Source organism: Micromonospora sagamiensis, from assembly GCF_014680085.1.
GTDB lineage: Bacteria > Actinomycetota > Actinomycetes > Mycobacteriales > Micromonosporaceae > Micromonospora > Micromonospora inyonensis.
Map to the genome: position 1 here is coordinate 5,235,741 of NZ_AP023438.1, position 19,667 is coordinate 5,255,407.

Here is a 19,667-nt window from a genome sequence, read left to right on the forward strand (position 1 = left end):
GGGTGTGACGGAGTCGGTGGAGCCCCACACGCCACCCGACCGGTTGGCTTCATGATCTGGGCGGCGTCCGGCCACTGTCCAGAGTGTTCGGCCTGTCCACCCGGTCAGGAATTGCCACCGGTCGGGCGGTGGCGCCGCGGCCGTCGATCCCCATGACCGAGGGCGCGGTCACGCCCCGGAGTCCGACCGGGACCGGTCGGACTCCGGGACCACGTCGGACGGTCAGCCCTGTCCGGGACCCTCCATCAGGGGGATGAGGTGCTCCTCCTCGTACGCCAGGTGCTCCTCCACCTCACCGGTGAGCCGGTCGACCTCGGCGCGCAGCCGCGCCGCGTCGGCGGTGGGGTCGGCGATGAGGTGCTGGAGCTGGGCGAGGAGGGCGGCGATCCGTTCGTGTTCGACCCGGAGCCGGTCCAGGACGGCGGCGGTGCCGGGCTGTCCGGCCAGGGCCGGGAAGATCCCGTTGTCCTCCATCCGGTGGTGGTACCCCAGCCCCTGGCAGAGGCTCAGGCAGTTGATCCGCAGCTGGGCGCCGAGGGCCGGGCCCGAGTCGGCGACCTCGCGGCGGATCGCGGCGAGTTCCAGCCGGAACGCGTCGTGGACGACTCGTAGTCCCTCGCCGAACGAGGAGGCGTTCGGTGGTCCGGGGGCGACCTGCGTCAGTGCGACCACCGGGATGACGCGGGTGGTCTGCGCCTGGTAGTCGGCGTACCCCGGGGCGACCTCGACGATCCGGGCGAAGATCCGGTCCCGTTCCGCGCCGGTGAGGACGGTCGCCTCGGCCTGGTAGGTGAAGGCGCCGTTCTCGACGGTGACGAGCGGGTTGGCCCGGATGTTGTGGTACCAGGCCGGGTGCCGTGGCGTCCCGCCGGCCGAGGCGACGACCAGGAGCCGGTCGCCGGTGTCGGGCAGGTATCCCAGCGGAGTGGTGTGCGGCCGTCCGGTGCGCGCTCCGACGGTGGTGAGCAGCAGGAGGCGACTGTCGGCGAACGGGCCGCCGACCCGTCCGTGGTTGGCCCGGAACTCGTCGATGATGGCGTCGTTGAAGTGGTTCGGCAATTCCTGTTCCTTCTTTTTCCGCGTCAGGGGTCGCCGGCCGCCGGTGCACATCGCACACCGGCGCGGCGAGAGGAGGAGGGCTCCGCCGGTACTCCCGGCCTCGGGGCAGGGCGGAGCCGTCGTGGTGGAGAAGACGAAGGAAACGGGGGAGAGGCGGCCCTCTCGCCGACCCGGCGGTCACGCCAGGGCCGGGAACCCCACTCGTTCATGGCCCACGGCCGACCCGGCAGTCACCCTGGTGACTCTAGACCACCACGGCGCGGCGGGGCCGGCTCAGGTGCGCGTCCGGCCCGGCACGCCCCGTGACGTGCCGGGCCGGACGTGGTGGGGTCAGGTGCGGCTGCGGTACGCCTTGACGGCGCTGTCGACGACGTCCCAGAGCGCGACCAGCACCGTGCCGGACACCACGGCCGCGGTGACGGTGTCCAGGTTGTCGCCCTCGGCGAGCCAGTCGACGCGCTGCACGAGTTCGGGGTTGATCAGCCGGTCGGTCGACAGCAGCCAGACCACCGGTGCGGCGAACGCCAGGTTCAGGACCGCGTTCATCGCGACCAGCGGCCACGTCCAGCGGCCGACCCGGTACGTGACGATCTCCAGGCCGATGCAGAGGACCAGTACGGCGATCAGGATCGGCAGCCAGAAGTTCCACAGTGCCGGGTCGAGGACCGGTACGTCGCCGCCCGTACCGTCGGGGACGAAGGACCGGTAGTGCTGCCACGGCAGGTACGCGATGACGAGCAGGAGCCAGACGATCGACGCACACGTGTCGGTCAACGGAATATGCCGGTCGGCCCGCTCCTCCGACAGCCGGTCGACGCTCCACCCCGGCAGGTTCAGGTCGACGTTGGTGCGCTCCAGCACCGCGAAGACCAGGGTGACCCAGAAGGCGAGCTGGACCGCCACCCAGAGGGCGGTGGTGATGCCCGTGCCGATCGCCCCGCCGGCGTTGCCGTCGAGGGCCTCGAGGAGGCCGACGACGATGCCGACCGTCGCCGGCAGGAAGGTGAGCAGCCGCTTCAGCAGCCGCTCCCAGGCCAGGTAGTACCTCGGGCCGACGAGGTACAGCCGACGGTCGGCGTAGCGGGCGGCGAGCTGGGCCGGGTCGCCCAGTTCGGTGAGCACCTCCCGCTCGGCGGTGGCGGTGTCCTGCCCGTCGGCGGTGTGTGCCTCGATCATGTCGTCGATCGAGGCGCGCAGCTCGGTGGCGATCTCCTCGCGCCGTGCCACCGGCACCGAGCGCAGGGTGGCGGCGAGGTAGCGGTCGGTCAGGGAGGTCATCGGTCGGCTCCTTCGATCAGGCCGTTGAGGGAGGTCTGCACGGTGGCGAGGTCGTCCAGGAGGCGGCCCAGCACCGCCGCGCCCTCCTCGCTGGTTCGGTAGAACTTGCGGGGCCGGCTTTCCTCGGTGTTCCACTCGCTGGTCAGCAGCCCCTGCTCCTCCAGCCGCCGCAGCAGCGGGTAGAGCGTGTTGGCGTCGACCGGGAACCCGTGGTCGGAGAGGCGTTGGAGCAGCGCGTAGCCGTAGTTGGGGCGGCGCAGGGCGACCAGGCTCGCCACCACCACGGTGCCCCGACGCAGCTCCTGGAGGTGCGTTCGCAGGATCTCATCGCTGACCATGCGTCACACGATACTGTGTGCCACACACCATTGTCCACTGACGCATCATCGTGCCGTGTAGGATCAGTGTGTTCCGGCGCACCAGAGGTGGAGGGGCCGGCGGCGGGGGTGGTGTGGGTGACCAGTCCGGAACGGATCGGGCCGTACCGGATCGAGCGGCTGCTCGGCACGGGCTCGTTCGCGACGGTCTGGTTGGGCCACGACCCGGGGCTCGACTCCCCGGTGGCGATCAAGGTGCTGGCCGAGAACTGGCACCACGACCTGCGGGTCCGGGAACGGTTCCTCGACGAGGCCCGCCTGCTGCGCCGACTCGACGACGAGCGGTTGGTCCGGGTCCACGGGGTCGGGGAACTGCCCGACGGGCGACCGTACTCGGTGATGGCCCTGGCCGACGGTGGCAGCCTGCGCGACCGGCTGGCGGCCGGTCCGCTGCCCGTGCCCGTCGCCCTGGACCTGCTGGCCGAGATCGCCGCCGGCGTCGTTGTGCTGCACCGGCACGGCGTGGTGCACCGTGACCTGACGCCCGGCAACATCCTCTTCCGGTCCCACCCCGACGGCGAGCGCGTACTGGTCGCCGATCTCGGACTGGCCAAGGCGCTTGCCGCCGCCTCCGGCCTCACCGCCCGGGCCGGCACCCCCGGCTACATGGCGCCGGAACAGGACGACCCGCTCGCGGTCGTCGACACCCGTGCCGACGTCTACGGGCTGGGTCGCCTCGGCGTCCGGCTGCTGGGCGCGGTCCCGCCGCCGCGCCCGGACCCGGCCGGAGCGGTCCGGCTCCGGGAGGGCGTCCCGCCGCAGGTGGCGGACGTGCTGCGCCGGGCCACCGCAGCCCGTCCCGCCGACCGCCACCCCGACGCCGCAGCCTTCCGCGCGGCCCTGCGGCACGCCGCCGCGCCCCGTACCGGACGGTCCGGGGCGCGGCCGGCCGGCGAGCGGCGGTTCGGGGCCACGGCGGTGGGCGTGGCGGTGCTCGTCGCCGTCGGGACCCTGGCCGGGGACACCGCCACCGCCGGCCGGGACGCCGGCACCGGGACGAACGGACCGATCACCGTCGCGCTGCCGCCCGGATGGCGAGCCGTCGGCACCGGCTGGGCGGGCCAGTACGGTGCCGACGGCACCCTCGAACCCGCCTTGGTGATGTCACCCGACCCGCACCGGTGGGCGGCCGACCCGACCGTGCCGGGGGCCTTCGTCGGCCTCTCCGCCAGCACCGCCGCGCGGACCACCCCCGCCGGCTTCGTCGCCGAACGACCGCACGCGGCCTGCGTCGCCGCGCCCCTGCGGCGCACCCGGCAGGCCGGCGTGGACTGGGTGGTGGCCCGGTTCACCTGCGACCGGGGCCGGCCGGTGGTCGTCGAGGCCGCCGGGCTCGGCCCCGGCCGTACCGGTCTGGTCTACGTGCAGGTCGTGCCCCCGGATGGCGGCGCGGCCGACTTCGTCGACCGGCTGCTCGCCGGGGTGCGGGTGCGGTAGACCCCGCCGGCTACCGCACCACCACGGTGATCGGGTACGTCGTACCGCCCTGCGGGATCCGCACGACCACGGTGCCCGGCCGGACGAACCGGACGTCCACCACCCCACCCTCGTAGCTGCGGGAGACCAGGTCCTCCCGGTCCACGGTCACCTCGCCCGGCCCGATCCCGATGATCCGCAGCACCCCGCCGGTGGCGAAGCAGAGCGAGGTGAGCAGCGCCAACTCGGTCTCGGCCAGCACCAGGTCGTACCGCACCGCACCGTGGCAGGTGCCGGGCAACCCACTCGGCGACCGGGTCGCGGGCGGGGTCCGCACGGACGTCGACGTCACCGGCGCGGGGCGGCGGGACGTGGGGACGACGACCGGCGTACCCGGCGGCGGGGAGGCCGACGGCGTGGACGTCACCGGCGGAGTGGGCGTGCGGGTGGCCACCGCGGACGGTGGCTGGACGGGCAGCGGCGAGACGGGCACGTCGCCGCCGCACGCCGCGACCATCCCGGCCACCGCCACGACGACCACCGTGACCGGGGCCAGCCGGCCGCCCACCCGGCCCCGGCGGCCGTTGGGTCCCCGGTGGGTCGGCACGCTCACCGCCGCCCCTCGGCGGTCGAGGGCTCTCCGGACAGCCGTGCCCGCACTTGCCGGCGGGCCTCGTGGATCCGCGACTTGACCGTCCCCTCGGGCAGGCCGAGCAGCTCGGCGATCTCCCGGTAGCCCAGCCCGAGGACGTCGCGCAGGGTCACCGCCTCGGCGAGTTCGGGGCGGACCGCGTCGAGCGCGTCGAGCAGATCGAGCCGGGTGCCGGCGACCACGCTCGTCCGGCGCGGGTCGGGTCGCTCCGGCAGCGGCAGGCCACCGGCCTCCACCAGCCACCGTCGGCGCAGCACCCGGTAGGTCGAGCGGGCCCGATTGGCGGTCAGCCGGTGGAGCCAGGTGCGGAACGACGACCGCCCCTCGAACCGGCCGATGCCCTGGGCCAGCGCCAGCAGAGCGTCCTGGCACGCCTCCTCGGCGTCCTCCCGGTGCGGCAGCAGCCGGGCACAGAGGCGCAGCACCTCCGGGCGTACCGCGGCCAGCAGCGCGTCCCGCGCCGCCGGGTCGCCCCGCGACGCCGCGCCGGCCAGCTCCTCGATACCGTCCGGAAGGGCCATCGGGTCGTCCCATGCTCGCCGGGTGCTGTCCGGCCCAGGCTACGACGGCCGCCGCCCGGCGGGCCCGGTCGAGTCCGGCAACCGACTGTCGACCCGACGCCCACCGCCGGTGGACGCGACCAGCGCCACCCGTGGCGCCCCGCGCGGCGCCGTGGAAGCGGCCCTCGGGACGGGACTAGGCTAGGCCGACTGCCAAAGATCAGACCCGGGGGGCGCTCTGCATGGCCGACTCGTTCGCGCATCTGCACGTGCACACGGAGTACTCGATGCTCGACGGTGCGGCCCGTCTCAAGGACCTCTTCGCCGAGGCGAGCCGACTGGGCATGCCGGCGGTGGCGATGACCGACCACGGCAACATGCACGGCGCGCACGACTTCTACAAGCAGGCCATGGCCGCCGGGATCACCCCGGTGCTCGGCATCGAGGCGTACGTGGCGCCGGAGTCGCGCTTCCACAAGCAGCGGGTGAAGTGGGGTCGTCCGGAGCAGAAGAGCGACGACGTCTCGGGTAGTGGTGGCTACACCCACAAGACGATCTGGGCGCGCAACCGGACCGGGCTGCACAACCTCTTCACGCTCACCTCGAAGGCGTACACCGAGGGATTCTTCGTCAAGTGGCCCCGGATGGACACCGAGCTGATCGCCGCGCACGCCGAGGGCCTGATGGCCACCACCGGCTGCCCGTCGGGTGAGGTGCAGATCCGGCTGCGTCTCGGCCAGGACGCCCAGGCACTGGAGGCGGCGGCGAAGTACCAGGAGATCTTCGGCCGGGAGAACTACTTCCTGGAGCTGATGGACCACGGCCTGGACATCGAGAAGCGGGTCCGGGACGGGCTGCTGGAGATCGGCAAGAAGCTGGCCATCCCCCCGGTGGTCACCAACGACTCGCACTACACCCACGAGGCGCAGGCCGAGTCGCACGACGTGCTGCTCTGCGTCCAGACCGGCAGCAACATCGCCGACCCGAACCGGTTCAAGTTCGGCGGCAGCGGCTACTTCATCAAGTCCGCCGAGGAGATGCGCGCGGTCGACGGCTCGGACGTGTGGCTGGAGGGCTGCCGTAACACCCTGCTGGTCGCCGAACGGGTCGACCCGGCGGGGATGTTCGAGTTCCACAACCTGATGCCGCGGTTCCCGGTGCCGGAGGGGGAGACCGAGGAGTCCTGGTTCCGCAAGGAGACCTTCAAGGGACTGGCGCGCCGCTTCCCGAACGGTGTCCCGGAGGGGCACGTCGTCCAGGCCGAGTACGAGTTGGGCGTCATCATCCAGATGGGCTTCCCGTCGTACTTCCTCGTGGTCGCCGACTTCATCCAGTGGGCGAAGAACCAGGGCATCGCGGTCGGTCCGGGCCGTGGCTCGGCGGCCGGCTCGCTGGTCGCGTACGCGCTCGGCATCACCGACCTGGACCCGATCCCGCACGGCCTGATCTTCGAGCGGTTCCTGAACCCCGAGCGGGTCTCCATGCCGGACGTCGACATCGACTTCGACGAGCGTCGGCGCGGTGAGGTGATCAAGTACGTCACCGACAAGTGGGGTGAGGACAAGGTCGCCCAGATCGCCACCTTCGGCACGATCAAGGCGAAGGCCGCGATCAAGGACTCGGCCCGGGTGCTCGGGTACCCGTACGCGGTGGGTGACCGGATCACCAAGGCGATGCCCCCGGCGGTGATGGGCAAGGACATCCCGCTCGGCGGCATCTTCGACCCGAAGCACCCCCGGTACGCCGAGGCCGGCGAGATCCGGGGCCTGTACGAGTCCGACCCGGACGTCCGCAAGGTGATCGACACCGCCAAGGGCATCGAGGGGCTGATCCGGCAGACCGGTGTGCACGCGGCCGGCGTGATCATGTCGGCCGAGCCGATCATCGAGCACATCCCGCTGATGCGCCGGGACTCCGACGGGGTGATCATCACCCAGTTCGACTACCCGACGTGCGAGTCGCTCGGGCTGTTGAAGATGGACTTCCTCGGCCTGCGCAACCTGACGATCATCGACGACGCGGTCAAGAACATCCAGCTCAACCACGGCAAGGACCTCGACCTGCTGGGCCTGGAGCTGGACGACAAGGCCGCCTACGAGCTGCTGGCCCGGGGCGACACGCTTGGCGTGTTCCAGCTCGACGGCGGGCCGATGCGGTCGCTGCTGCGGCTGATGAAGCCGGACAACTTCGAGGACATCTCCGCCGTCCTCGCGCTCTACCGGCCCGGCCCGATGGGCGTGGACTCGCACACCAACTACGCGCTGCGCAAGAACGGCCTCCAGGAGATCACCCCGATCCACCCGGAGCTGGAGGAACCGCTCCGGGAGATCCTGGCCCCCACCCACGGCCTGATCGTCTACCAGGAGCAGGTGCAGCGCGCCGCGCAGATCCTCGCCGGCTACACGCTCGGCCAGGCCGACCTGCTCCGGCGGGCGATGGGCAAGAAGAAGAAGGAGATCCTCGACAAGGAGTTCATCCCGTTCCGGGACGGCTGCCGCGAGCGCGGCTACTCCGACGAGGCGATCCAGGCGGTGTGGGACGTGCTGGTCCCGTTCGCCGGCTACGCCTTCAACAAGGCGCACTCCGCGGCGTACGGGCTGGTGTCGTACTGGACGGCGTACCTCAAGGCGCACTACCCGGCCGAGTACATGGCCGCGTTGCTGACCTCGGTCGGCGACGACAAGGACAAGATGGCGCTCTATCTCTCCGAGTGCCGCCGGATGCGGATCCAGGTCCTGCCGCCGGACGTGAACACCTCCGCCGGGCCGTTCACCCCGGTCGGGAAGGACATCCGGTTCGGGCTCGCGGCGGTCCGCAACGTCGGCGCGAACGTGGTCGCCGCGATCATGCGTTGCCGGGAGGAGAAGGGCGAGTACGCCGACTTCTACGACTTCCTGTCGAAGGTCGACGCGGTGGTCTGCAACAAGAAGACCATCGAATCCCTGATCAAGGCCGGGGCGTTCGACGCGCTGGGGCACCCCCGCAAGGGCCTGCTCGCCGTGCACGCCGAGGCGATCGACGCGTACGCCGACGTCAAGCGCAAGGAGGCGGTCGGCCAGTACGACCTCTTCGGTGCCGGCTTCGGTGACGCCGACACCACCAGCACGACCGTGATGCCGGTGATCGGCGACGGCGAGTGGGACAAGCGGGACAAGCTCGCCTTCGAGCGCGAGATGCTCGGCCTCTACGTCTCCGACCACCCGCTGTTCGGGCTGGAACACGTCCTCGGCGCGGCGGCGGACTGCACCATCGCCGCACTGTCGGAGGAGGGCTCGGTGCCCGACGGTGCGGTGGTCACCCTCGCCGGCATCCTCTCCGGGGTGCAGCGCCGGGTGACCAAGCAGGGCCGCGCCTGGGCGTCGGCCACCCTGGAGGACCTGGCCGGCGGGGTGGAGACGCTGTTCTTCCCGAACACCTACGAGGTGATCGGGCAGTACATCGCCGAGGACGCGATCGTGGTGGTCAAGGGCCGGGTGGACCGCCGGGACGACACCCCCAGGATCATGGCGATGGACATGCAACTGCCCGACGTCACCAGCAATCCGGGCAGCAAGCCGGTCACCCTGACCATTCCGGTGCACCGGTGCACGCCGCCGCTGGTGGAACGGCTCAAGGAGACCCTGGTGCTGCATCCCGGCGACACCGAGGTGCACGTCAAGCTCCTCAACGGCGGCAAGGTCACCACGCTGCGGCTCGGGCCGTTCCGGGTGGCCGCGACCACCGCGCTGATGGGTGACCTGAAGAGCGTGCTCGGCCCGGCGAACGTGAGCTGACCGCCGACCGGGAGCCAGGGACCGGGAATTGGCTGTGACCGAGTCGTGACCGCGCGGTTAGCGTCGGACCCATGGATCTGGACGACGCACGCAAGCTGTGGCAGCCGGAGCCCGGCTGGCTGAACACCGCCACCTACGGGTTGCCGGCCGAGCCGACCTGGGCGGCGCTCCAGGAGGCGCTGGGCCAGTGGCGGGCCGGACGCAACGCCGTCGAGTTGTGGAACGCGACGACCGACCGGTCGCGGGCGGCGTTCGCCCGGCTGGTGGACGTACCGGCCGGGGACGTGGCGGTGGGGAGCGCGGTGTCCCAGTTGCTGGCCCCCGTCGCGGCGGCGCTGCCGGCGGGCGCGACCGTGGTGGTGCCGGAGGTCGAGTTCACCAGCAACCTCTTCCCCTGGCTGGTGCAGGCCGAGCGGGGCGTCGAGGTGCGGACGGTGCCGCTGGAAGGGCTGGTCGACGCCATCGACGAGCGCACCGACCTGGTCGCGTTCAGCCTGGTGCAGTCCGCCGACGGCCGGATCGCCCCGTACGACGAGATCGTGGCCGCCGCCCGCGCGCACGGCGCGTTGGTGTCGGTCGACGCCACCCAGGCCTGCGGCTGGCTGCCCTTCGACGGCAGCCGGGCCGACGCGGTGGTGGTCGGGGCGTACAAGTGGTTGGCCGCGCCGCGCGGTGCGGCCTTCGGCTACCTGGCGCCGCGGTTGCGGGAGCGGATGCGACCGGACGCCGCCGGCTGGTTCGCGGGTCGGGACCCGTACGACTCCTACTACGGGCCACCGCTGCGGCTGGCCGACGACGCCCGGCGCTTCGACATCTCCCCGGCCTGGTTCTGCTACGTCGGCGCGGCAGCCGCGCTGGAACTCCTCGCCGAGATCGGAGTGCCCGCGATCCGGGACCACGACGTGGCCCTGGCCAACCGGTTCCTCACCGGTCTCGGGCGACCGCCGGGGGAGAGCGCGATCGTCACCGTCGACGTCCCCGGGGCGCAGGAGAAGCTGGAGCGGGCCGGGGTGCGGGCCGCCGTCCGCGCCGGTCGGGTCCGGGCGTCCTTCCACGTCTACACGTCCGAGGAGGACGTGGACCTCGCCCTGAACGCGCTTACCGGCTGATGGGTACCGGTGGCGCCACCACATGTCCACGGGGTGGCCCGCCGGTGCGGCGACGATCCGGGTCCGTTCCCCCATGGTGGACGGGCCCGGGTGGTCGTACCCGAATGTATGTGACATCGACATAGTTCAGCGTTGCCGCCGCGCCGTAGGTTTCCTGCACGCGACGATCCTGTGACCGTGGTCACCGAACCGGTCGTCGCCGTCGACCTGCGGAGGGTGTGGCGATGGTCGGGCAGGGACTGCTGTCGGCGCGAGGGCTGACCCGGGACTTCCGGGGCTTCCGGGCCGTGGACTGGGTCGACCTCGACGTGGTCGAGGGCACCGTGCACGCCCTCGTCGGCCCGAACGGTGCCGGCAAGACCACCCTGTTCAACCTGCTCACCGGGTTCCTGCGGCCCAGCGGCGGGCACATCCTGCTCGACGGACGGGACATCGCCGGCCTGCCTCCGGAGCGGGTCGCCCGGCTCGGCGTCGCCCGGTCCTTCCAGATCACCAGCCTCTTCCCGCAGCTCTCCGCCCGCGAACACGTGACGCTGGCGTTGCAGAGCCCCAGCGGGCTGGGCTGGCGGTTCTGGCGCTCGGCCCGCCTGATGCGCCGCTACACCGCCCGCGCCGACGAACTGCTCGCCGAGGTCGGTCTCGCCGAACTGGCCGAAACCCCCGCCGACGCCCTCGCGTACGGGCGCAAGAGGGCCCTGGAACTGGCCATCGCCCTCGCCCTCGAACCCCGCGTGCTGCTGCTCGACGAGCCGACCGCCGGGATGGGGCTGGAGGACGTCGACCGCACCGTCGAGCTGATCGCCCGGGTCCGCGCCGGCCGGACGGTGGTGATGGTCGAACACAACATGAGCGTGGTCGGCCGGCTGGCGGACACCGTCACCGTGCTCCAGGCCGGCAAGGTCCTCGTCGAGGGCCCGTACGAGCAGGTCCGGGCCGACGAACGCGTGATCACCGCCTACCTGGGAGCCGCCGATGGAGCCACCGACGGAGCGACCGATGCTGCGCGTTGACGACCTGTCCGCCTGGTACGGCGAGGCGCGGGTGCTGCGCGGGGTGAACCTCACCGTCGACGCCGGCGAGGTGGTCACCCTGGTCGGGCGCAACGGGGCCGGCAAGTCCACCCTGCTGCGCTGCGTGATGGGGCTGCACCCCGGTCGCAGCGGCACGATCACCCTGGACGGCCGGGACGTCGGCCGGCTGCCGGCCCACCGGCGGGCCCGGCTCGGCCTCGGCTGGGTCCCCGACGACCGGGGCGCGTACGCCACGCTCAGCGTCACCGAGAACCTCACGCTGCCACCGACGGTCGGCCCCGACCCGTGGCCGCTGGAGCGGGTCTACGAGGCGTTCCCCGCCCTGTACGCCCGCCGCGACTCGGCTGCCACCACCCTCTCCGGTGGGGAGCAGCAGATGCTCGCCCTGGCCCGGGTGCTGCGGATGGGCGCGCGGCTGCTGCTCTGCGACGAGCCGACCGAGGGGCTCTCGCCGCTGCTGGTGGGACAGGTCGGCGACATCCTGCGGCAGGCCAAGGAGCACGGGGTGACCGTGCTGCTGGTCGAGCAGAACCTGCACTTCGCCACCGGCGTCGCCGACCGGCACTACCTGCTGGCCGAGGGACGGGTGGTGGAGGCGATGGACAACTCCGAGGTGCGCTCGCGGGAGCGCGAGCTGCTGTCGTACCTCGGCATCTGACGACGACCCGCGCACCGCGCGCGGATGGAGGGAAGACCATGCGCAGGACCATGTTGATGGCCGCCGGGTCGGCGGCCGCGCTGCTGGTGGCCGGCTGCGGCGGGGGAGGGCCGCAGTCCTCGGGCGACGGGAAGCTCAGCGGTGACCGGATCGTGCTGGGCGTGCTCAACGACCAGTCCGGGGTCTACCTCGAACTGTCCGGCAAGAACTCGGTGAAGGCCGTCGAGATGGCGATCGCCGACTTCAAGAAGAAGTACGGCGACGACGCGGTGACGAAGGACATCACCGTGGAGACCGCCGACCACCAGAACAAGCCGGACATCGCCAACACCAAAGCGGCCGAGATGTACGACCGCAAGAACGTCGACCTGATCCTCGACGTGCCCACCTCGTCGGCGGCGGAGAAGGTGGCCGACGTGGCGAAGGAGAAGAAGAAGCTCTACTTCAACATCGGTGCCGCCACCACCACGCTCACCGGCGCGAAGTGCAACAAGTACACCTTCCACTACGCGTACGACACGTACATGCTGGCCAACGGCACCGGACGCAACACCACCGAGCAGGGCGCGAAGAACTGGTACGTGCTCTACCCGAACTACCAGTTCGGGCAGGACATGGAGCGCAGCTTCTCCAACGCGATCACCGCGGCCGGCGGCCGGGTGGTGGCGAAGGACGCCGCGCCGTTCCCGAACACCAGCGGCGACTACTCGACGTACCTGCTCAAGGCCCCGACGCTGAACCCGAAGCCGGACGTGCTCGGCACCATGCAGGCCGGGGCCGAACTGGTCAACGTGGTCAAGCAGTACAACGAGTTCAAGCTCCGGGAGAAGGGCGTCGGCCTGGCGGTGGGGCTGATGTTCCTCACCGACATCCACTCGCTCACCCCGGACGCGCTCGCCGGCACCACCTACACCGACGCCTGGTACTGGAACTTCGACCAGCGCAACCGGGAGTTCGCCGACCGGTTCAAGGCCGCCACCGGCACCCGGCCGACGTTCGCCCACGCGGCCAACTACTCCGCCGCCACGCAGTATCTGGAGGCGGTGCAGGCCGCCGGGACCGACGACGCGGACACCATCGTCAAGGCCCTGGAGGGCAAGACCGTCGACGACGTCTTCCTGCGCAACGGGAAGATCCGCGCCGAGGACCACCGGGTCGTGCACGACGCCTACCTGGCCCAGGTCAAGCCGGCCGCCGAGGTCACCGAGGAGTGGGACTACGTGAAGGTCCTCAAGACCATCCCGGCGGCGGAGGCGTTCCGCGCCCCGTCCCCGGACTGCCGGATGTGACGCCGTGACCGGCTTCCTCCAGAACACCTTCAACGGGCTGGTGAGTGGGGCGTTCTACGCCCTGCTCGCCCTCGGGCTCGCGGTCATCTTCGGCATGTTGCGGGTGGTCAACTTCGCCCACGGCGCGTTCTACATGCTCGGCGCGTTCGGGGCGTACGTGCTGCTCACCGAGGCGGGGGTGCCGTTCTGGGCGGCTCTGGTGATCATGCCGGTCGGGCTGGGCCTGCTCGGCATGGCCCTGGAACGAGCCTTCATCCACCGGCTCACCCGGCTCGACCCGCTCTACAACTTCCTGCTCACCTTCGGGCTGACGCTGATCCTCCAGGACCTGGTCAAGCTCCGGTACGGCGTGCAGTCCAGCCCGTACGCCACCCCGGCCGAGCTGTCCGGATCGGTCGACTTCGGGCTGTTCGACTTCCCCACGTACCGGGTGTTCATCCTCGGCTTCGCGGTGGCCGTCTGTGTCGGGGCCTGGTGGCTGCTCGGCCACACCCGGGTCGGCATGGTCGTCCGGGCCGCCACCGAGCGCCCCGAACTGACCCGGGCGTTCGGCATCGACGTCGGGCGGTGGATCACGCCGGTCTTCGGCTTCGGCATCGCCCTGGCCGCCCTGGCCGGGGTGCTGGCCGCGCCGATGCGGGCGGTCAACCCACTGATGGGGGCGGATCTGATCATCGTGGTCTTCGCGGTGGTGGTGATCGGCGGGCTCGGTTCCATCTTCGGCTCGGTCGCCGCCGGCTTCGGCATCGGGCTGATCCAGGCGTGGGGCGAGGCGTACCTGTCGGACTGGCCGATCCTGGCCCAGACCGCCGTGTTCATCGTGATGGCCGTGGTGCTGCTCTGGCGTCCGGCCGGGCTGTTCGGCCGTGAGGAGGCACCCGCATGACCACCGTGGTCGACACCGAGCCCGGCGCGAAGCGCACCCCCTCCGCGCTGGCCGCCGTCGCCGCCTCGCCGCGCTGGCTGCGGTACGCGCTGCTCGCCGCCGGCCTGGCCGTGGCCCTCTGGCTGCCCAACGGCCTCTACCCGGCGGTGGCGGTGGACATCCTCTGCTGGGCGCTCTTCGCCGTCTCGGTCGACCTGCTGCTCGGCTTCACCGGGCTGATGTCCTTCGGGCACGCCGCCTTCTGGGGCACCTCGGCGTACGTCACCGGGCTGGTCGCGATCCACGCCGGGCTGCCCTTCCCGGTGGCCGTGCTGCTCGGCGCGCTCGCCGCCGCCGTGCTCGCGGTGCCCATCGGCTACCTGGCGGTCAGCCGCACCGGCATCTACTTCGCCATGGTCACCCTGGCGTTCGCGCAGATGGTCTACTACGTCGCCAACGAGTGGCGCTCGGTCACCCGGGGCGAGAACGGCCTCCAGGGGGTGCCCCGGGAACTCTTCGGGCTCGACCTCACCGACGACTACTACTTCTACTACACGGCGCTGCCGATCGCGCTGCTCGGTCTCGCCGCCGCCTGGCGGATCGTGCACTCGCCGTTCGGTCGGGTGCTGGTCGGCATCCGCGACAACCCGGCCCGCGCCCGCGCGCTCGGCTACCCGGTCCGCCGGTACAAGCTGACCGCGTTCGTCCTCTCCGGCTTCATCGCCGGGCTGGGCGGCGGCCTGTTCGCCGTCGGGCACCGGTTCGTCTCGCTGGACACCCTGCACTGGACCACCTCCGGCAAGGCGGTGATCGTGGTGGTGCTCGGCGGCATCGGCACCCTCTGGGGCGGCGTGCTCGGCGCGGCCGTCCTGGTCCGGCTGGAGGACTGGCTGTCCTTCTCCGGCTTCGAGGCGATCGGCCTGGTCACCGGTGGCATCTTCGTCCTCGTCGTGCTGCTGTTCCGGCGGGGCATCTGGGGCACCGTGGCGGCGCTGGCCGCCCGCTGGCGCCCCGGACGTCGCGGGTGACCCGGCCGTCCCCTCGCCGGGACACCGTGCCTGACCAGCAAAACGTGCCTGACCAGCCAAAACGCTCCCCTTGCCGGTTCCCTGCCGGGGGTGGTTCGCCCTAGGCTGGGCGCGGGATCCCACCGCCCCACCCCCGGCAGGATCGCAGGGGAGGGCGTGCCGTGCCGGCGTACGCGAACACCGGGCACCCGAGGCGGTGGCCGATCCTCGGGGTGACCGTGGTCAGCCTGCTCCTGGTGGTCATGGACAGCACCATCCTCAACGTCGCCCTGCGCACCCTGGCCGACCCGGTGCACGGCCTGGGCGCGAGCCAGGCCGAGCTGGAGTGGGCGGTCAACTCGTACACGCTGGTCTTCGCCGGGCTGCTGTTCAGTCTCGGCGTGCTCGGCGACCGCTACGGCCGGCGGCGGTTCCTGCTGGCCGGGCTCGCCGTGTTCGGGCTGGGCTCGCTGCTGTCGGCGTACGCCCGGGACCCGACGCAGCTGGTCCTGGCCCGCGCGGTGATGGGGCTCGGCGGTGCGGCGATCATGCCGGCGACCCTGTCGGTCATCGCTGGCGTCTTCGACCCCCGGGAGCGGCCCCGGGCGATCGGGTACTGGTCCGCCTCGGTCGGGCTGGCCGTGGCGGCCGGCCCGGTCCTCGGCGGGGTCCTGCTGGCCCACTTCTGGTGGGGATCGGTCTTCCTGGTCAACGTGCCGGTGGCGCTCGCCGGGCTGGTCGCCGGAGCGCTGCTGGTGCCCGAGTCGCGCGACCCCCGCCCCGGCCGGATCGACCTGCCCGGCGTCGCGCTCTCCGTGGTCGGCCTGGTCACCCTCACCTGGGGCGTGATCGACGGTGGCGAGCACGGCTTCGACCGGCCGCTGGTCTGGGCGGCGGTGCTCACCGGCCTGGCCGTGCTGGTCGCGTTCGGCTGGCACGAGCGGCGCACCGCCCACCCCGCGCTGGACGTACGGCTGTTCCGGGTGTCCGGGTTCGCCGTCCCGGTGGCCCTGGTCGGCCTGGTCTTCTTCACCGGGGCCGGGGTGATGTTCGTCAGCGCCTTCCACCTGCAACTGGTCCGGGGCCACTCGCCCCTGCACACCGGCCTGCTCTTCCTGCCGCTGGCCCTGACCCAGCTCGTCCTCGCCCCGCGCAGCGCCACGCTGGTCCGCCGGTACGGTACCCGGGTGGTCTGCGGTGGCGGGCTGGGCCTGGTCGGGATCGCGCTGGCGGGCTGGGCCCTGGTCGACGCGGTCACCCCGACCTGGGTGATCGCCGTGCTCCTCGGCGTCCAGGGTGCCGGGATGGCGCACATCACCGCCCCGGCCACCGAGTCGGTCCTGGCGGCGCTGCCCCGGGAGAAGGCCGGGGTCGGCTCGGCGGTCAGCAACACGGTACGGCAGGTGGGCGCGGCCCTCGGGGTGTCGGTGCTCGGCGCGGTGCTCGGCGCGGTCTACCGGGTCCGGGTCGCCCCGGCGACCGAGGCGCTGCCCGACGGGGTCCGGGAACCGGCCGAGGCTTCCCTGGCCGGCGCGTACGGCGTGGCACCCCGGCTCGGCCCGGACGCCGCCGCCCTGCTGGCCACGGCGGACCGCGCCTTCGTCACCGCCATGCACGTGGTGGCGCTGCTCGCCGCCGCCGTGGCCGGTCTCGGGCTGCTCGGGGTGCTGCGCTGGATGCCCGGCCGCCCCACGTCGACCGGGAGCGGGCGGCCACGGTAGTCGTCCTGCACGGGCGGTCCGGGCCGCCCGCCCGGTCGCGGTCCGGGTTCAGCGGTCCGGGTCGCCCGCCGGGGTGCGGTCCGGGCTCAGCGGTCCGGGTCGCGCAACCGGTGCAGGCGGAGCGCGAGCTGCACCTCCAGCGCCCGTTCCGGCTTCTGCCAGTCCGCGCCGAGCAGCTGCCCGACCCGTTCCAGACGCTGGGTGACCGTGTTGACGTGCACGTGCAGCTGCTCCGCCGCCCGGGCCAGGCTCCCGCCGACCCCGAAGTACGCCTCCAGCGTCTTCACCAGTGCGGTGCCCCGGCGGGCGTCGTAGTCGACGACCGGGCCGACGGTGTCGGTGAGGAACCGGGCCACGTCCCGGTCGCCCTGGTCGCCGACCGCGCCGAGGAGCAGCCCGACGAACCCCAGCTCGGCGGTGCTCGCCCCCTGACCGGTCCGGCCCAGCGCGCCGAGGGCGGTCAGGCAGCGGTCCGCCTCGCGGAACGTCGCCGCCAGCGACGCGGGCCCGCGCGCCGGTCCGCTGCCTCCGGCGGTCACCGGCCGGCCGGTCACCCGGGACAGGTCCCGGGCCACCGCGCGGGCCGCGGCACCCGCGTCCTGTCCGGGCAGCATCAGCACCACCCGGCCGTCGCGCGCGGCGGCCAGCCCGCCCCGGGTCGAGGCGTACGTCGTGGCCCAGGAGACCACCCGCTGCCGCGCCGACCCGGTGGCGGCGATCACGTCGTCGCCGACCGCCACCAGCACGTGCGGGGCGTCCAGGTCGACGCCGAGCCGCCGGCCCCGGCTGCGCAGCGCCTCCGCGTCCGCCAACGGCCGGGCGATCAGGTCGTCGAGCAGCTCGCCCCGGACCCGGCCCTCCGCCTCGGCGACGGTCTGCCGGAACAGCAGCAGCAGCGCGGTCACCAGGGCGGCCCGTTCGAGGATGCGCTGGTCGGCGTCGACCAGTTCGTCCTCCGGGCGCAGCACCAGCGCGCCGAGGTTCTCCGCGCCGGCCACCACCGCGGCGTACCAGAGCCGGCCCCGCCGTACGCTGCGGCCCTCGGTCCGTGACGCGGCCACCGCCTCCACCATGTCCGCGCGGTCCGGCTCGTCGATCTCACCGACCCGGGCCAGCAGCCGCCCCTCGGCGTCCAGTGCCAGCAGCGCCCCACCGAGCACGTCGGTGACCGCCGCCGCGACGTCCTCCACCCCACCGCCGCGCAGCACCAGCGCGGTCATCCGGTCGTGCGCGGCCGCCGCCCGCTCCACCGAGGCGCTGTGCGCGCGGATGGTGGTGTTCGCCGCCGACAGCTCGGCCAACGCCGCCCGGGTCTCGGCGAGCAGCCGGGCGGTGTCGATGGCCACCGCGGCGTGCGCGGCGAGCGAGACCAGCAGCGCCACCTCCTCCCGGGCGAACGGCCGGGCGGACCGGTTCGCCGCGTAGAGCACCCCGATCGAGGTCGACCCGAGGCGCAGCGGCACGCCGAGGATCGCCACCAGGCCCTCCTCGCGCACCCCGGCGTCGATCTCGCCGGTGTGGTGGAAGCGCTCGTCCTCGGAGTAGTTGGCGGTCACGTAGGGGGTGCCGGACTGGGCCACCAGCCCGCCGAGCCCCGCTCCGATCGGCAGCCGCAGCCGCTGGAACCGGGCGGAGACCGACCCGTCGGTGACCCGCATGTACGTGTCACCCCGGTCGTCGTCGTTGAGGGTCATGTAGGCGACGTCCGCGCCGAGCAGGTTCCGGGCCCGGTGCACGATGGCCCGCAGCACGTCGTCGGAGTCGCGCAGCCCGGCCAGGTCGCTGGCCGTGTCGTAGAGACCGGAGAGTTCGGTCTCGCGGCGACGGCGGCGCTCCAACAGCGCGCGGACCCGCAGCGCCACCACCTTCGCCTGCTCCAACTCGGCGATCCTGTCGGCGGGCAGGCCGGCCGAGCGCGCGGCGATCAACGGCCCCTCGAACTCGACGGACGCGGCCTCCCGCGCCAGTAGCTCCAGGAACTCGATCGGCGACGACATGAGCGCCATTGTGCTGGTCACCCCTAGTTCGCAGTCCAGCCCCCGTCGAGGGCGATCGAGGATCCGGTGATGAACGCCGCCGGTGGGGAGCAGAGGTAGACGACCAGTTCGGCGACCTCCTCCGGCTCGATCAGCCGCTTGATCGCCGCCCGGGCCAGCATGATCTTGTCGATCACCTCGTCCTCGCCGATGCCGTGCCGGGCCGCCTGTTCGGCGATCTGGTTCTCCACCAGGGGAGTGCGCACGTACGCCGGGTTGACGCAGTTGGCGGTGACCCCGTGCGGCGCCCCCTCCAGCGCGACGACCTTGGAGAGCCCCTCCAGCGCGTGCTTGGCCGAGACGTACGCCGACTTGTACGGCGAGGCGCGCAGCCCGTGCACCGAGGAGATGTTGACGATCCGCCCCCAGCCCCGGGCGTACATGTGCGGCAGCGCCCGCCGGACGATCACGAACGGCGCCTCCACCATCACCCGGTGCAGGTGGGAGAAGCGTTCGACGGGGAACTCGGCGACCGGTGCGACGTACTGGAGGCCGGCGTTGTTGACCACGATGTCGACCGTGGCGTCCAGGCGGGCGACCGCCTCCGGGTCGGCCAGGTCGACACCCTCGGCCCGCCCGCCGGTCTCGGCGGCGACCGCCTCGGCCGCCTCGACGTCGCGGTCCACCACCCGGACCGCCGCCCCGGCCGCCGCCAACCGGAGGGCGCACGCCCGGCCGATACCACTGCCACCACCGGTGACCAGCGCGGTACGACCGGTGAGGTCGACCTGGACTACGTGGGTGAACGCCACGGGTTCAGCCGTCATGGCGCAGAAGTTACGAGCTGTGTGCCCGGCGGCACATGGGCGGCCCGCACATACTCCACCGGCGGACTATGTGGCCCGGCCGGTGTCCGGCGTGTCCCCGGCGGTGGCCGTCGGCGGGGAGCAGTAGGG

The 19,667-nt window shown here is 72.6% G+C and carries 16 protein-coding genes; 9 read left to right on the forward strand and 7 right to left on the reverse strand.

The window, feature by feature from the left end; genetic code table 11:
* Positions 1-222: 222 nt before the first annotated feature.
* From IGA62_RS23125 to IGA62_RS23135, 3 genes are all read right to left on the reverse strand, one after another.
* A complete protein-coding gene (locus IGA62_RS23125) occupies positions 223-1,059 on the reverse strand; it encodes a nitroreductase/quinone reductase family protein (protein WP_145818888.1) in 837 nt (278 codons plus the stop codon).
* Between the two features lie 330 nt (positions 1,060-1,389).
* Entirely contained in the window at positions 1,390-2,337 is a 948-nt protein-coding gene (locus tag IGA62_RS23130; protein WP_145818887.1) for an HAAS signaling domain-containing protein, read from the reverse strand.
* A complete protein-coding gene (locus IGA62_RS23135) occupies positions 2,334-2,675 on the reverse strand; it encodes a PadR family transcriptional regulator (RefSeq protein WP_145818886.1) in 342 nt (113 codons plus the stop codon). The genes IGA62_RS23130 and IGA62_RS23135 overlap by 4 nt, the downstream gene beginning before the upstream one ends.
* A 117-nt stretch (positions 2,676-2,792) precedes the next feature.
* Between IGA62_RS23135 and IGA62_RS30645 the strand changes: the two genes are divergently transcribed.
* Entirely contained in the window at positions 2,793-4,151 is a 1,359-nt protein-coding gene (locus tag IGA62_RS30645; RefSeq protein WP_145818885.1) for a serine/threonine-protein kinase, read from the forward strand.
* Positions 4,152-4,161: 10 nt separating this feature from the next.
* Here IGA62_RS30645 and IGA62_RS23145 read toward each other — a convergent pair whose 3' ends face one another.
* Together IGA62_RS23145 and IGA62_RS23150 are read right to left on the reverse strand one after the other, a co-directional pair.
* The gene (locus IGA62_RS23145; RefSeq protein ID WP_232624753.1) at positions 4,162-4,743 is read right to left on the reverse strand and encodes a hypothetical protein; all 582 of its coding nucleotides are present in this window, start codon (positions 4,741-4,743) and stop codon (positions 4,162-4,164) included.
* Positions 4,740-5,303 (reverse strand): RNA polymerase sigma factor, encoded by a 564-nt coding sequence (locus tag IGA62_RS23150; protein ID WP_145818884.1) that lies wholly within the window; start codon positions 5,301-5,303, stop codon positions 4,740-4,742. Before IGA62_RS23150 ends, IGA62_RS23145 begins: the two co-directional genes overlap by 4 nt.
* Before the next feature lie 221 nt (positions 5,304-5,524).
* Here IGA62_RS23150 and dnaE point away from each other — a divergent pair, with 221 nt between their 5' ends.
* The 8 genes from dnaE to IGA62_RS23190 all read left to right on the forward strand — a co-directional run bounded on the left by dnaE (position 5,525) and on the right by IGA62_RS23190 (position 16,735).
* Positions 5,525-9,055 (forward strand): DNA polymerase III subunit alpha, encoded by a 3,531-nt coding sequence (gene dnaE / locus IGA62_RS23155; RefSeq protein ID WP_145818883.1) that lies wholly within the window; start codon positions 5,525-5,527, stop codon positions 9,053-9,055.
* A 71-nt stretch (positions 9,056-9,126) separates the two neighbouring features.
* Complete coding sequence (locus tag IGA62_RS23160) at positions 9,127-10,164, forward strand: aminotransferase class V-fold PLP-dependent enzyme (protein WP_145818882.1); 1,038 nt, start codon at positions 9,127-9,129, stop codon at positions 10,162-10,164.
* 224 nt (positions 10,165-10,388) lie between these two features.
* Complete coding sequence (locus tag IGA62_RS23165; RefSeq protein WP_145818881.1) at positions 10,389-11,174, forward strand: ABC transporter ATP-binding protein; 786 nt, start codon at positions 10,389-10,391, stop codon at positions 11,172-11,174.
* On the forward strand, positions 11,161-11,853 hold the full coding sequence (locus IGA62_RS23170; protein WP_091462791.1) for an ABC transporter ATP-binding protein: 693 nt from the start codon (positions 11,161-11,163) through the stop codon (positions 11,851-11,853). The genes IGA62_RS23165 and IGA62_RS23170 overlap by 14 nt, the downstream gene beginning before the upstream one ends.
* A 38-nt stretch (positions 11,854-11,891) precedes the next feature.
* Positions 11,892-13,142, forward strand: a complete 1,251-nt coding sequence (locus tag IGA62_RS23175; RefSeq protein ID WP_145818880.1) for an ABC transporter substrate-binding protein — start codon at positions 11,892-11,894, stop codon at positions 13,140-13,142.
* Between the two features lie 4 nt (positions 13,143-13,146).
* Positions 13,147-14,028 (forward strand): branched-chain amino acid ABC transporter permease, encoded by an 882-nt coding sequence (locus tag IGA62_RS23180; protein ID WP_145818879.1) that lies wholly within the window; start codon positions 13,147-13,149, stop codon positions 14,026-14,028.
* Positions 14,025-15,035 carry a branched-chain amino acid ABC transporter permease gene (locus tag IGA62_RS23185; protein WP_145818878.1) on the forward strand — a complete coding sequence of 337 codons (1,011 nt, stop codon included), beginning with the start codon at positions 14,025-14,027 and terminating at the stop codon, positions 15,033-15,035. The genes IGA62_RS23180 and IGA62_RS23185 overlap by 4 nt, the downstream gene beginning before the upstream one ends.
* A gap of 161 nt (positions 15,036-15,196) precedes the next feature.
* Positions 15,197-16,735 (forward strand): MFS transporter, encoded by a 1,539-nt coding sequence (locus IGA62_RS23190; protein WP_145818877.1) that lies wholly within the window; start codon positions 15,197-15,199, stop codon positions 16,733-16,735.
* An 86-nt stretch (positions 16,736-16,821) separates the two neighbouring features.
* Here IGA62_RS23190 and IGA62_RS23195 read toward each other — a convergent pair whose 3' ends face one another.
* Together IGA62_RS23195 and IGA62_RS23200 are read right to left on the reverse strand one after the other, a co-directional pair.
* Entirely contained in the window at positions 16,822-18,741 is a 1,920-nt protein-coding gene (locus IGA62_RS23195; protein ID WP_145818876.1) for a helix-turn-helix domain-containing protein, read from the reverse strand.
* 14 nt (positions 18,742-18,755) lie between these two features.
* Positions 18,756-19,538, reverse strand: a complete 783-nt coding sequence (locus tag IGA62_RS23200) for a 3-hydroxybutyrate dehydrogenase (protein WP_145818875.1) — start codon at positions 19,536-19,538, stop codon at positions 18,756-18,758.
* Positions 19,539-19,667 lie beyond the last annotated feature (129 nt).